Raw genomic sequence first — 13742 nt, forward strand, 5'->3', positions numbered from 1 at the left:
CGGCCGGAGGTCAGCCGCGCGTCAGCCGCAGCGTGACCAGTTCGAACGGACGCAGTGCCAGCTGGACGGACCCGTCTGCCAACTCTGGCAGCTCCACATCCGCCAGCGGACGCTCCAGCAGATCGGTCACGGCCAGTCCGGTCGTCTCGAAGCCGACGTCGACCCGTACCTTCGCCCGTCCGCCGGTCGACTCGTAGAGCCGTACGACCAGATCGCCGCTCTCGTCGTCGGCCAGCTTGACGGCGCTGACGACGACGGCGTCGTTGTCGACGCTCACCAGCGGGGCCACCTCGGCGTCGCCCGGGATCCGGCGCTCCGGCAGGTTCACGCGGTAGCCCTCGCGGACCGCGTCACCGATCGACGCACCGGGCGCCAGGGCGTGCCGGAAGCGGTGGACGCCCTGGTCCGTCTCGGGGTCGGGGAAGCGCGGGGCGCGCAGCAGCGAGACCCGGACGGTCGTGGTCGTACCGGCGTCCGAGGCGCGGACCGTACGGGTCACGTCATGTCCGTACGTCGAGTCGTTGACCAGCGCGACACCCCACCCCGGCTCCTCCAGATGCACGAAGCGGTGGTTGCACGCCTCGAACTTGGCCGCCTCCCAGCTGGTGTTGGTGTGGGTGGCCCGGTACACATGGCCGAACTGGGTCTCCGACGCGTACCGCTCGGCGTGGACGTCCAGCGGGAACGCCGCCTTGAGGAACTTCTCCGTCTCGTGCCAGTCGACCTCGGTGTCGATGTCGAGCCGCTTGACCCCGGGGGCGAGCGTCAGCAGCTGGGTGACCTTCGAGGAGCCGAAGCCGCGTACGACCCGGACTCCGACCGCGCCGGCCGACAGCGCCTCAGCCTGGGCGTCGCTCTCCCCGACCGGGGTGAGTACGTCGAGGTCCGTCAGATCGGTGACGGTGTTCCGGTAGAACTCGTCCACGTCCCACGCGTCCCACTGGTTCGGGAAGTCGGGGTGGATCTGGAGGAGGTTGGCCGCCTCGCCGGGGGCGACGGTCTCGCGCTCCGCGCTGATGTCGTAGACGGAGACGACCAGGCCGCGGCTGTCGACCTCCACTTCGAGCAGCCCGTTGCTGAGGACATATCCGCCACCCTCGCGCGGCGACAGCTGCGCGCTGCCGCTCCCGCCGACCGGTCCCGCCGCGCCCGCCGGGACACCGCCGCGCGCGTGCGGCGCGGAGTTGAAGAGCAGGGTCGTCCCGCCGGACACGTCCCCGGCGAGAGCGCGCTGCGCCGTGTCCACGATCGCGTTCAGCTCGGCCGCGACGGCCGCGTAGGTCTTCTCCGCCTCGCGGTGCACCCAGGCGATCGACGAGCCGGGCAGGATGTCATGGAACTGGTGCAGCAGCACGGTCTTCCAGATCCGGTCCAGCTGCTCGTACGGGTACGGCGCGCCGGTGCGTACGGCGGCGGTCGCGGCCCACAGCTCGGCCTCCCGCAGCAGATGCTCGCTCCGCCGGTTGCCCTGCTTGGTCTTGGCCTGGCTGGTGAGGGTGGCGCGGTGCAGCTCCAGATACAGCTCGCCCACCCAGACGGGCGGATTGGGGTACTCCGCCTCGGCCTTGGCGAAGAACTCACCGGGCGTCTCCCACTCGACCGTCGCGGAGCCTTCGAGACTGCGCAGCCGGGCCGCCTTGGCGATCATCTCGCGGGTCGTGCCGCCGCCTCCGTCGCCCCAGCCGGTCGGCGCGAGGGAGTGCCTGGCGACGCCCTTCTCCTTGAAGTTCTTGGCGGCGTGGGCGATCTGCTCGCCCGTCATCGAGCAGTTGTATGTGTCGACGGGCGGGAAGTGGGTGAAGATGCGCGTGCCGTCGATGCCCTCCCAGCGGAAGGTGTGGTGCGGGAATTTATTGATCGTGGACCAGCTGATCTTCTGGGTCAGCAGCCACTTGGACCCGGCGGCCTTGATGATCTGCGGCAGCCCCGCCGCGAAACCGAAGGTGTCGGGCAGCCACGCCTCGTCGTTCTCGATACCGAACTCGTCGAGGAAGAAGCGCTTGCCGTGCACGAACTGCCGGGCCATCGCCTCGGAGCCGGGCATATTGGTGTCGGACTCCACCCACATACCGCCGGCCGGTACGAACCGGCCGTCGGCCACGGCCCGCTTGACCTTGGCGTAGACCTCGGGCCGGTGCTCCTTGATCCAGGCGAACTGCTGCGCCTGCGACATCGCGAAGACGAACTCGGGCTCGTCCTCCAGCAGCGCAGTCATATTGGCGGTCGTACGGGCGACCTTGCGTACCGTCTCGCGCAGCGGCCACAGCCAGGCGGAGTCGATATGGGCATGGCCGACCGCGCTGAGGCGGTGCGCTGTCGGCGGCGCGGGGGTCGCCAGGACCTCGGCGAGCCGTTCCCTGGCCGCCGCCGCGGTGCCGTTCACGTCCTGGAGGTCGACCGCGTCGAGCGCGCGGCTGATCGCGCGCAGGATCTCCCAGCGGCGGGCGCCGTCGACGGGCAGCTCGGCCATCAGCTCCCCCAGCACCTCCAGGTCCTGGATCAGCTGCCAGACGGTCTCGTCGAAGACCGCGAGATCCATCCGGGCCAGGGTGTACTGCGGCTCGCTGCCCGCGGTCTCCTTGTCACCGAGCCTGGTCGGCAGGAAGGGGTGGTAGTCGAGGATCACCGGGTTGGAGGCGGCCTCGACATGGAGGAGCACTTCTTCACCGCCCGCGACGGGCGCTCCGATCCGTACCCACTGGTTGCGCGGGTTGAGGCCCTTCACCGGGGTGCCGTCGGGCCGGTAGACCAGGCCCTCGCACTGGAAGCCGGGCATGTTCTCGTCGAAGCCGAGGTCGAGGATCGCCTCGACCGTACGGCCCGCCCAGTTCTCGGGGACGGTCCCGGAGACCCGGAACCAGCTGGTGCCCCAGGGCGCGCCCCACCGGTCGCCGGCCTTGACCGGCTCGGCCGGGCCCGCCAGGCCCTCTTCGACGGGTACGGGTTCGCCCGGCGCGTTCCAGACAGCGACGTCCAGCGGTATCGATTCGGGGTATACGGCGGGCCGGATGCGCTCGTCGAGGACGCGCTTGAGGCGGGCCTCCACCAGGCTGCGGTCGTCGTGCATGAGGGGGTGCTCCTGAGGTGCGTGTGGGTGCGGGTTACCGGGAAGGGTCAGGGACTACACGTACACGGGATACGGGTCGGCGCGATACGGGCCGGAGGGATACGGGCCGGCGCGATACGGGTCATGGGGCAGGTACTACCCGTTTCCCCGGTCACCGGACTCACCGGACCTGATCCGGGTGGACGACCTCGGTGATGTGGCGGGCCGCCAGATGCTCCCTGTCCTCGGCGCGGCTCGCGAGGACGGCGGTGGGGCGGGCGCCCGCCTCGGTGAGCCGCGCGAAGGCCTCGAAGAACGCCCCGCCGGGACGGCAGGTGCTCCGGGCGGGCGCCCGCTCACCGTCCCCCACCGGGTAGTCCGCGGTCTCGTCGTCACCGATGTCGACCACGAGCGCGGTGGTGCGGGGCGCCGGGCGGTACGTTCTGCCGCGCCACTCCTCGACGATCCGGGCGATGGACTTCCCGGCCGGTTTGACCTGCCGGTCGTTCGTCAGCAGGCCGAGGCTGTATTCCAGTTCGGGGAAGTCGGCGAGCGAGCGCGACACATCGTGCGAGCACCACCAGGTGACGCCCCAGACATCGGGGCAGTCCAGCGCGTTGGCCACGGTCGCTTCGGTGAACGCGGCGGCGTGCTCGGCCGCGATCAGCGGCGCCGGGGCGCCGACCTCCTGGAGCCAGACCGGCCGGTGCGGATCCAGCGCCCACGCCTTGGACAGCTCGATCAGATAGGCGGCGTGGTGCTCGGTGGCGGTGCCGGTGCGGCCGTGCCGCTGCGCGGTGCCGTTGAAGACCCAGGAGTGTACGGCCGTGACGGCGCCGATCCTGGCCGCGTGCGCGGGGGTGAAGGCGTGCTCGTCCTGGTACCAGGCGGCGTCGTACTCGGCGTGCAGATGGAGCTTGCCGGGCGCCCCCTCCTCGCACGCGGCCAGCAGCCGCCGGAGCCAGTCGGCGGCCTGCGCGGGGGTGATGGGGTCGGGATCGGGGTGCGGCGGCCCGGAGAACTGGTTGATCTCGTTGCCGATGGTCATACCGATGAAGTTCGGCCGGTCGGCGAGGGCGGCGGCGAGCGTACGGAGATACTCCGCCTGCCCCGCGACGACATCGTTGTCAGTGAAGATGTTCCGCCGGTGCCAGGTCTGGGTCCAGGCGGGCAGGAAGTCGAAGCTCGACAAGTGGCCCTGGAGTCCGTCGACATTGACGTCCAGACCGCGTTCGGCGGCGGCGTCGGCGAGCTGGACGAGCTGTTCGACGGCGCGGGGCCTGATGAGTGTGCGGTTGGGCTGGAAGAGCGGCCAGAGCGGGAAGACCCGGATGTGGTCCAGGCCGAGTCCCGCGATCGAGTCCAGGTCGGCGCGTACCTCGTCGAGATCGAAGTCCAGCCAGTGGTGGAACCAGCCCTGGCTGGGCGTGTAGTTGGCGCCGAAGCGCGGCGCGGGAGTGCTCATACTGGCAACGTTGTCCTGGTTCTGTGGCGCGTTGGACAGCGGGCGGGGGTACGGGATCTGCGGCGGGGCGCGGGCCTGTTGTCAGCCCTTTACGGCGCCTTCGCCGACGCCCCGGAAGAAGTAACGCTGGAGACAGGCGAAGAGCACGATGAGCGGCACGACAGCGATGACCGTACCCGCCGCGACCAGCCGTGGGTCCTGGGCGAAGGTGCCGTGCAGATAGTTCAGTCCGATGGTCAGGGTGAAGTTCTCCGGGTCGCTGAGGACGATCAGCGGCCAGAGGAAGTCGTCCCAGGCGCCCATGAAGGCGAAGATCGCCACCACCGCGAGGGTGCCCTTGACCGATGGCAGCGCGATCCGCAGGAACCGCTGCCAGGTGTTGGCCCCGTCGACGAAGGCCGCTTCCTCCACCTCCTGCGGAAGGTTGAGGAAGGCGTTGCGCATCAGCAGGACGTTCATCGCGCCGATGGATCCCGGCAGCAGCACCCCGAGCAGGGTGTTGTTCAGACCGAGATCACGCATGGTGGTGAACTGGGCGATGATGATGCCCTCGACGGGCACGAGCATGGCGAGGATGAACGCGAGGGTCGCGGCGCGGCGGCCTCGGTAGCGCATCCGGGCCAGCGCGTAACCGGCCAGCGCGGCGCCGGCGCAGTTGGTGATCACATTGGCGGAGGCGACCTTGAGGGAGTTGAACGCGTAGTCCCAGACGGGGATGATCTCGGCGACCCGGCCGAAGTTGTCCAGCGTCGGCTCGCTCGGGAGGAACTTCGGCGGGGAGCTGTAGATGTCCTCGTGCATGCCCTTGAGCGAGGTGGACAACTGCCACACGAACGGTCCGATCATCACGAGCAGCATCACGAGCAGCAGGACGTACCGCAGCGCGAGCTGCCAGGGTGCGATGCGCCGGCCGTCGGCGTCGATGGTCTTCGGGAAGCTCACGCGTCCTCCTTGCGGTCGGCGCGGAGCACCAGCAGCATCAGGGCGACCGTGACGACGAAGACCACCACGGAGATGGCGGAGGCGTAGCCGACCCGGCCGCTCAGCCCGGTTCCGACCCGCTGGACGAGCATCACCAGCGTGGTGTCCTCCCCGGCGGGGCCGCCGCTGGGCCCGGCCATCAGATAGACCTCGGAGAACACCTTGAAGGCGGCGACCGACGACAGCGCCCCGACGAGGACCATGGTGGAACGGACCGCCGGTACGGTGACGGTGACGAAGCGACGGATGGCGCCCGCCCCGTCCACGGCGGCGGCCTCGTGCAACTCGCGCGGCACGTTGGCCAGCGCGGCCAGGTAAATGATCATGTAGTAGCCGAGGCCCTTCCAGACCGTGACGGCCATCGCGCTGAACAGCAGCAGCCACTGGTCGCTGAGGAAGCCGATCCTGCCGGCCCCCACCGCCTCCAGCACCGCGTTGATCAGTCCCCGGTCGTCCAGCATCCACACCCAGATCAGCCCGACCACCACGATCGAGGCGACCACGGGGGTGTAGAAGGCGGAGCGGAAGAACGTGATGCCGGGGATGTTGCGCTGGACGAGGAGGGCGAGCAGCAGGGGCAGGATGATCAGCGCCGGGACGACCCCGACGACATACAGCGCGCTGTTCCGCAGGCCGATCCAGAACATCTCGTCATGGATCAGTTCCCGGAAGTTGGCCAGCCCCACGAACTCGCCGGGGACCAGGGTCCGCCGGTCGGTGAAGGAGTTGACCAGCGTGCTGAGGAACGGATAGAGGCTGAAGGCACCGACGATCAGCAGTCCCGGCGCGGCGAACAGCCAGGGGCTGAAGGAAAGTTGGCGTCTGATGCCGGTCGCGGGGCCGCGGCGGGGCCCACGGCCGGAGCCGGAGCTCCGGTGCGTGGGCCCCGCCGCGGCGGCGTCCGAGGAGAGCGCCCTGGGAGCGGTGGTGCTTTTCATGGTGCGGGGCTCGGCTCTCAGCTCTGCTTGAGCAGGGTGTCGCAGGCCTCGACCGCGCGGTCGAGCGCCTCCTGGGGGCTCTGCTTGCCCTGGAGCGCCTTGGCGACCTGGTTGCGCAGCTCGGTCTTCATCTGCTCGCTGAACAGGACGGGCGTGTAATTGACGGCCGTCTTCAGGGACTTGGCGGCGGCGACGCGTACGCGCGTCTCGTCGGTGCCGTCCTCCTTGGTGAAGTACGGGTCGTCCAGGGAGCCCTTGGTGCTCGGGAAGATGGCGACCTGCTTGGCGAACGACATCTGGCGGGTCGCGTCGGTCACGAAGTGGGCGAACGCCACGGCGGCGGGCTTCTGCTTGGTCTTCTCGTTCACCATGACGCCCATGACGTACATGTTGACCTTGCCGGTGCTGGTGACCTGGTCGGTGATCCCGATGTTCTTGTAGAGCGTCGGGGCCTTGGTCTTGAAGTTCTCCAGGTCCAGCGCGCTGCCCGGGTTCATGGCCACGGACTCGGTGAGGAACTTGGTCCCGGAGGACTCGGGCGTGGCGGTGAGCGCCTGCGGGTCGAGCGCCTTCTTGTCGAACAACTCCTTGTAGCGGGTGAGCATTTCCACCCCCTTGGCGTCGTTGAAGGCGAAGCCGGTGCCTTCCTTGTTCATCAGCTGGACGCCGTAGCGGCCGAAGTCCTCGATGGTGGGCACCTGCGCGAGCGTGGCGATCTCGCCGTCGCTCTGCTTGGCCAGCTTCAGCCCCTGGTCGAAGACCTCGTCATAGGTCGTCGGCGGCTTCTCGGGGTCGAGTCCGGCCTCCTCGAAGAGCCGCTTGTTGTAGAACATCGGGCCGGTGTTGAGGTACCAGGGGAAGCCGTACGTGCCGTCCATGCCCGGGATCTGGTGGCTCTGCCACGCGCCCGGCAGATACTCGTCGCGGAACGAGGCCGCCGTCTCGTCCTTGTCGAGGTCGAGCGCGAGCCCGGCCTTCGCCAGCGGGGCCACCAGGTCGGGCGAGACATTGACGACGTCCGGCAGCGTGCCGCCGGCGGCGTCGGCGCTCAGCTTGTCGGCGTAGCCCTCGGCCGGCCGGTCGACCCACTTCACCTCGGTGTCGGGGTACTTCTTCTCGAAGTCCTTGATGACTCCGTTGAAGTAGTCCTTGAAGTTGGCCTGGAGGTTCCAGGTCTGGAAGGTGATCTTGCCCTTGACCGGGCCCGAGGCGTCGGAGGAATCGTCGCCGGAACCTCCACTGCAGGCGCTGAGTGGCAGAACGGTGGCGAGAACAGCGGCGACAGCGACTGCTCTTCGGGAGATGCGCACGGAGAACGGCTCCTTTGCTCGGACCAGGCGTGCGTACGGCCAGCCGGAGCTGCGAGCCACGGCTGCATATGTCCAGCAGACCTTGCAATGCGTTCGGGTGAAAGTCAACACATTCGTGCGACAAAAGCCCATCGTTCTGGTATCACAGCAGGTCAGAGCGGTTCTTTTGCTTTCCTTGCGGTATGACACTAATGCGCTTTAGGATGCTCTGACTCAAGCGCATTAGTACGGGGTCCACATGGCTCGTCCGGTACGGCCGGAAGGCCCTGCGATGCCCCCGTTGCGGAGAACGCACCGGGGAACGCGAGAAAAGAGGCACACGGGTGGCAGCGAACCCGCCGTCGGACAGGGGCACGCCCAAGGCCAGACGTACTCCCCCGCGCCGTCCGACCATGAAGGACATCGCCCAGCGCGCCGGGGTCTCGGAGAGCGCGGTCTCCTTCGCGCTCAATGACCGCCCCGGGGTCTCCGAGGTGACCCGCGACCGGGTACGCCGGGTCGCCGAGCAACTGGGCTGGCGGCCCAGTACCGCCGCCCGCGCGCTGTCGGGCGAGGGCTCGGCGACCGTCGGCCTGGTGCTGGCCCGTCCGGCGGCGACCCTCGGTGTCGACTCGTTCTTTCTCCAGCTGATCTCCGGCATCCAGGAGATCCTGTCAGAACGTCAACTCGGCCTGCTTTTCCAGGTGGTGGAGGATGTGCACGCCGAGTGCGCGGTCTACCGGCGCTGGTGGGCGGAGCACCGCGTCGACGGCGTGCTGGTCGTGGACCCCAGGACCGACGACCCCCGCCCCGATCTCCTGGACGAGCTGGGACTTCCCGGTGTCGTCATCGGCGCGCTGCCCGCCGGCGATACGGGCCGCCACCCCGGCCTGTCGCAGGTACGGGCCGACGACGCGGGCGCGATGGCCGCGATCGTGGGCCGGCTGTATGAGCTGGGGCACCGGCGCATCGTCCATATCGCGGGGCTGCCCACGCTCGCCCATACGGAGCGCCGTATCCGCTCGCTGCGGATCGAGGCCGACCGGCGCGGGCTGCCCGAGGCCCGCTCGCTGACCACCGACTACTCCGACACCGAGGGCGCGGCGGTGACCCGCCGGGTGCTGGAGGAGGACCGCCCGCCGACCGCCCTGATCTACGACAACGATGTGATGGCCGCGGCCGGGGCGGCGGTGACGACGGGGCTCGGTCTCTCCGTGCCCGGCGATGTCTCGGTCATCTCCTGGGAGGACTCGGCCCTCTGCCGGCTGGTGCGCCCGTGGCTCACCGCGCTCTCCCGCGACTCGGTCGCCTTCGGCCGGATCGCCGCGACGGAGCTGGCGGCGCTGCTCGACGGCGGCGGGGCCCGCACCGTACAAGTGCCGCTGCCCCGGCTGATCGAGCGGGAGAGCCTGGCTCCCGCGCGGCCGTAACGCGTCGGAAATACATCGCCGCACGACCATTGACACCCGAAGAGATCAAGTGATCTATTCACTTCATGAGTCGCAGTGAACTGTCACTGTCCGAGCATCTGGCGGACAGCATCGTCGAGATCATCCGTACCGAACAGCTGGTCCCCGGGGACGCCTTGGCGTCCTCGCGTGACCTCGCCCGCCGGTTCGACGTCACCACGCCCACGGTCCGCGAGGCCCTGCGCAGGCTTGAGGCCACCGGTGTGGTGGAGTTCCGGCACGGCTCGGGAACGTATGTCGGGCCGGGCAGTGAGCGACGGCTGCTCGCCAATCCGCATCTTCCGCGCGGCAGTCGCGAGTCGGTGCTCGAACTCGTCGAGGCGCGGCTGGTGCTGGAACCCGCCGTGGCCGCCGCCGCGGCGCGTACCCGCGTACCGGAAGCAGTGGAGCGGTTGCGGACCGCGGCGGCCAACGCGCTGCATCCGCCGCGCGAGTCGCTGCGGGCCTCGGTGCATTTCCATGTGGTGCTGGCGGCCGCGAGCGGCAACGCGCTGCTGCGCGAGACCGTCGAGGCGCTGCTCCAGGTCAGAGCGCGGGAGCAGGTCGAGATCCGGCACCGCTACAACGACCGCGCACGGGACCACGCGGAGCATGTGGAGATCTTCGAGGCGGTACGGGACGGGGACGCGGAGGCGGCCGAGCGGCTGACCCGGGAACATCTGGGCTTCATCCGCGAGGCGGTCCTCGCCGCCGACTTCCCGGACACCGACACGGCGACGGCGACAACGGAAGACAGCGCCGGAACAGATCTGGAGATCCCCCGATGAACGCCGCGCCGCCCCTGCGACTCGCCGAGATGACCACCGAAGAGGCGGCCACCGCCGTCACGGCCAGCCCCGTGGTGATCATCCCGGCCGGCGCGTTCGAACAGCACGGTCCCGCGATGCCCCTGGCCACGGACACGATCCGGGCCGAGGGCGTGGCCGAACGCGTGGCCGCCGCGCTGGCCGGCCGCGCGGTGATCGGCCCCCCGCTGCCGGTCGGGGTCTCCCCGCACCATCTCGCCTTCGCCGGCACGGTCACGCTCACCACCACGACCCTGGCCGCGGTGGTCCGTGAGTACGTGGAGAGCCTGTACCGGCACGGCTGGCGGAAGGTGCTCGTCATCACCGGCCACGGCGGCAACAACGCCACGCTGTCCACGGTGGCGCAGGATCTGCTCACCACCCACCCCGGTCTCCAGTTCGCCTGGACCCCCGTCACCCCGCTCGCGGCCGATGTCGTGTCCGGGATGGGGGTCAGCGAGGTGCACGGTCACAGCGGCGAGGCCGAGACCGCGCAGATGCTCCATCTCGCGCCCGGACTGGTCCACACCGACCGGCTCACCGCCGGTACGACCTCCACCGCCCAACTCGACCCGCTCTCCCGGCTCTCGCGCCATGGCGCCCACCCCGCGCTCGTCGTGCGCTACGACCGGCTCAGCCCCAATGGAATCCTCGGTGACCCGCGCCGGGCGACCGCCGAGGACGGACAGGCGGTCGTCGACGCCGTTGTGGTCCGTGTGGTCGCCTTCGTCAAGGAGTGGCTGGACGCCTGAACCGGGCGCCCGCGCCCGCCACTTCCCCGCAGCCGGCACCGCGCCGCCCGCGCCGCTGTAAGGGCGCGCGTGGTGCCGTAGGCAGCACCCGCCCGCATCGCCGGGTCCGTACGACAACACCCCTCGCGCACCACCTCCGCGCGCGTGAGCGCTCCGTGTCAGCCCTCACGCCGCCCGCATCGCGCCTCCGCGCCGCGATCCCCGCCCCGCCTCATGGGGCACCCCTGCCGAAATCCAGTGAGCCGTCCGCCCCAGGCGTCCGGCAGAAGGAGCCTGCCATGAACTCCCTCCAACGGATGGCGACCGCCGCCGTGGGCCTCGTCCTGTGCCTCGCGACGACCGGAGCGACTACCGGAGCGTTGACCGGGACCGCGACCGCCGCCCCCGTACCGCACGGCACATCGAAGGCCGCCTGCCGGCTGCCCGCCCCGCATGCGCCCGGCACCAGCGCGTCGCACACGATCAGCAGCGGCGGCCGGGACCGTACGTATCAGCTCCATCTCCCGGCCGGCTACGCCGAGAAGCGCGACTGGCCGGTGATCCTCGCCTTCCACGGCCGGGGCAACACCGGTGCCGGTACGGAGGAGTTCTCCAAGCTCTCCACCCTGCCGGCGGTCGTGGTCTACCCCGACGGGGTCATCGGCACCGGTGACGGGGACCGCCAGGCGTGGCAGGGCGCTCCGTACGCGGCGGCCGGAGTGGACGACGTCCGGTTCACCGAAGACCTCCTGGACCGGCTGGAGTCCACCCTCTGCGTGGACGAGCGGCGGGTGTACGCCACCGGGAAGTCCAACGGGGCGGGGTTCGTCTCCACCCTGCTCGCCTGCCGCATGGCGGACCGGATCGCCGCCATCGCGCCCGTGGCCGCCGCCCTCTATCCCACCGGTGAGCCGTGCGAGCCGTCCCGTCCGGTGCCCGTCATCGAGTTCCACGGCACCGGCGATGCCACCATCCCGTACGCCGGGGACGCCGACCGCGGACTGCCCGCCATCCAGGACTGGTTGGCGGAGTGGGCCGAGCGGAACGGCTGCGCCTCCCGCGCCCGCGACCGGGTGACCGAGCCCGACATCACCGTCGCCCGCTGGCGCGGCTGCGACCGAGGGGCCGAGGTACGGCATGTCGCGGTCACCGACGGCGGACACACCTGGCCCGGCGCCGACAGCTACAGCGGCGGCGGATACACCACGCAGACCATCGAGGCGCACGAGGTCATGTGGCAGTTCCTGCGCCCGTTCCGTACCCCCGCGTCCCCCGCGTCCCCCCGTCACTGAGACCCGCCCCCCGCGCCCCGCCGCCCGCAGGAACCGAGCAAGGAGCCCGCTCCCATGACCACGCCGCCACCCGCACCACCCGGCAGACCCTCCCCACCACCCGACGGACCCCCCGACGGAACAGACGGAACCGGGTCCGCCGCCCCGGCCGCGACCGACGACGGGACCCGGCTCCCGCGCATCGTCCGCGCGATGGCCGTCATCGAGCGGGCGGGCAACGCGCTGCCGCACCCGTTCTGGCTGTTCTGGATCCTCTCCGCCCTGCTCGCGGTCATCAGCGCGATACTGGCCGCCGCCGATGTCTCCGTCGTCTCCCCCAGCGACCACAAGACCGTCACCGTGCAGAATCTGCTCAGCGGTGACGGGCTCGCCATGGCCGTCTCGACGATGATCGAGAACTTCGCCACCTTCCCGCCGATGGCCACCATCGTCGTGGTGATCATGGGTGTCGCCGTGGCCGAACGCACCGGCTTCCTCGCGGCGCTGATGCGGGTCGGTGTCTCGCGGGTACCGGCCTCGTGGGTGGTGTTCGCCGTCGCCTTCGCCGGCACCGTCTCCCATGTCGCCTCGGCCGCCGCCTACATCATCCTCGTACCGCTGGGCGGGCTGGCGTTCCGGGCCGTGGGGCGCTCCCCGATCCTCGGCGTCGTGGTCGCGTACACCTCCATCGCCTCGGGGTACGACGCGAGCCCGGTCCCCACGCCCAACGACGCCATCTTCGCCGGGATCACCACCGCCGCGGCGCGGATCGTGGGCGGCGACGACGCGTATGTGTCGCCGCTGAGCAACTGGTTCTTCAATATCGCCTCGTCGCTGCTGCTGGCCCTCGTCATCACGCTGGTGACGAAGTTCGTCCTGAGCAAGCGGCCGGATCTCGACGCGGATCCCGACGCCGATCTGGAGGACCTCGGGGCGCTCACCCTCAGCGCGCGGGAACGCTCGGCGCTGCGCGCGGCCGTACTCGCCCTGCTGGCGGCGCTCGTGGTGCTCGTCGCGGTCATGGTGCCCCAGTCGTCACCGCTGCGCGGTGAGGGCGGCAGCATCGTGGAGTCGCCGTTCCTGGACGGCATCGCGGCGGTCGTCGCGCTGGTCTTCGGGCTGGTGGGCATCGTGTACGGCTACCGCTCGGGCTCCGTCACCTCGGCCGGTGACATACCGAAGCTGATGGGCCGGGGCATCATGCAGATGGCGCCGGTGCTGGTGCTGTTCTTCGCGATCGCCCAGTTCCTGGCGTACTTCGACTGGACCCATATCGGTGATGTGCTCGCGGTCAGGGCGGCGGAGGCGCTGGAGCAGAGCGGGATGCCGATCGTCCTGGTGTTCCTGCTGATCCTCGTCCTGCTGACGCTGGTCAATGTCATGGTCACCAGCGGGTCGGCGATGTGGGCGATGTGCGCGCCCGTTCTGGTGCCGATGCTGATGCTGGTGAGCGTGCCCGCCGAGACGACCCAGGCGCTGTTCCGGATCGCCGACTCGGGGTCGACCGCGATCACGCCGATGAGTCCGTACTTCGTGATGGCGCTGGGCTTCCTCCAGCGCTACCGCAAGAGCGCGGGGATCGGCACGCTGGCCTCGTACACCCTGCCGCTGGCCCTGGCGATGACGGTCGCGTGGACCGCGCTGTTCCTCGTCTGGTGGGCGGTGGGTATTCCGCTCGGCCCGGGGGCTCCGGTGCGCTGAGCCGGCGCCGGGGACGAGGGGAGGGCTCCTGCGGCCCTCCCCTCTGTCCATGCGGCCGTCCATGCG

10 protein-coding genes are annotated in these 13742 nt (G+C 70.2%); 5 read left to right on the plus strand and 5 right to left on the minus strand.

The window, feature by feature from the left end; translation table 11 throughout:
* Window positions 1-10: 10 nt before the first annotated feature.
* From IF11_RS0106555 to IF11_RS0106575, 5 genes are all read right to left on the minus strand, one after another.
* Window positions 11-3067 carry an alpha-mannosidase gene (locus IF11_RS0106555; RefSeq protein WP_030350481.1) on the minus strand — a complete coding sequence of 1019 codons (3057 nt, stop codon included), beginning with the start codon at window positions 3065-3067 and terminating at the stop codon, window positions 11-13.
* A gap of 160 nt (window positions 3068-3227) precedes the next feature.
* On the minus strand, window positions 3228-4511 hold the full coding sequence (locus tag IF11_RS0106560; protein WP_030350482.1) for a glycoside hydrolase 5 family protein: 1284 nt from the start codon (window positions 4509-4511) through the stop codon (window positions 3228-3230).
* Window positions 4512-4592: 81 nt separating this feature from the next.
* Window positions 4593-5453, minus strand: coding sequence for a carbohydrate ABC transporter permease (locus IF11_RS0106565; protein ID WP_030350483.1), 861 nt, complete (start codon window positions 5451-5453; stop codon window positions 4593-4595).
* Window positions 5450-6430: a carbohydrate ABC transporter permease gene (locus IF11_RS0106570; protein WP_030350484.1), complete on the minus strand. Its 981-nt coding sequence runs from the start codon at window positions 6428-6430 to the stop codon at window positions 5450-5452. The genes IF11_RS0106565 and IF11_RS0106570 overlap by 4 nt, the downstream gene beginning before the upstream one ends.
* Window positions 6431-6447: 17 nt before the next feature.
* Window positions 6448-7740, minus strand: coding sequence for an ABC transporter substrate-binding protein (locus IF11_RS0106575; RefSeq protein ID WP_030350485.1), 1293 nt, complete (start codon window positions 7738-7740; stop codon window positions 6448-6450).
* 392 nt (window positions 7741-8132) lie between these two features.
* Between IF11_RS0106575 and IF11_RS0106580 the strand changes: the two genes are divergently transcribed.
* The 5 genes from IF11_RS0106580 to IF11_RS0106600 all read left to right on the plus strand — a co-directional run bounded on the left by IF11_RS0106580 (window position 8133) and on the right by IF11_RS0106600 (window position 13676).
* Window positions 8133-9149: a LacI family DNA-binding transcriptional regulator gene (locus IF11_RS0106580; RefSeq protein WP_030350486.1), complete on the plus strand. Its 1017-nt coding sequence runs from the start codon at window positions 8133-8135 to the stop codon at window positions 9147-9149.
* Between the two features lie 65 nt (window positions 9150-9214).
* Complete coding sequence (locus tag IF11_RS0106585) at window positions 9215-9955, plus strand: FadR/GntR family transcriptional regulator (RefSeq protein ID WP_051745573.1); 741 nt, start codon at window positions 9215-9217, stop codon at window positions 9953-9955.
* Window positions 9952-10725 carry a creatininase family protein gene (locus tag IF11_RS0106590; RefSeq protein ID WP_030350488.1) on the plus strand — a complete coding sequence of 258 codons (774 nt, stop codon included), beginning with the start codon at window positions 9952-9954 and terminating at the stop codon, window positions 10723-10725. The genes IF11_RS0106585 and IF11_RS0106590 overlap by 4 nt, the downstream gene beginning before the upstream one ends.
* 278 nt (window positions 10726-11003) lie before the next feature.
* Entirely contained in the window at window positions 11004-11996 is a 993-nt protein-coding gene (locus tag IF11_RS0106595; RefSeq protein ID WP_063759129.1) for a CE1 family esterase, read from the plus strand.
* Between the two features lie 54 nt (window positions 11997-12050).
* The gene (locus IF11_RS0106600) at window positions 12051-13676 is read left to right on the plus strand and encodes an AbgT family transporter (RefSeq protein WP_078490503.1); all 1626 of its coding nucleotides are present in this window, start codon (window positions 12051-12053) and stop codon (window positions 13674-13676) included.
* Window positions 13677-13742: the final 66 nt, after the last annotated feature.

It is taken from the genome of Streptomyces scopuliridis RB72, assembly GCF_000718095.1.
In the GTDB taxonomy this organism is placed as follows: Bacteria; Actinomycetota; Actinomycetes; order Streptomycetales; family Streptomycetaceae; genus Streptomyces; species Streptomyces scopuliridis.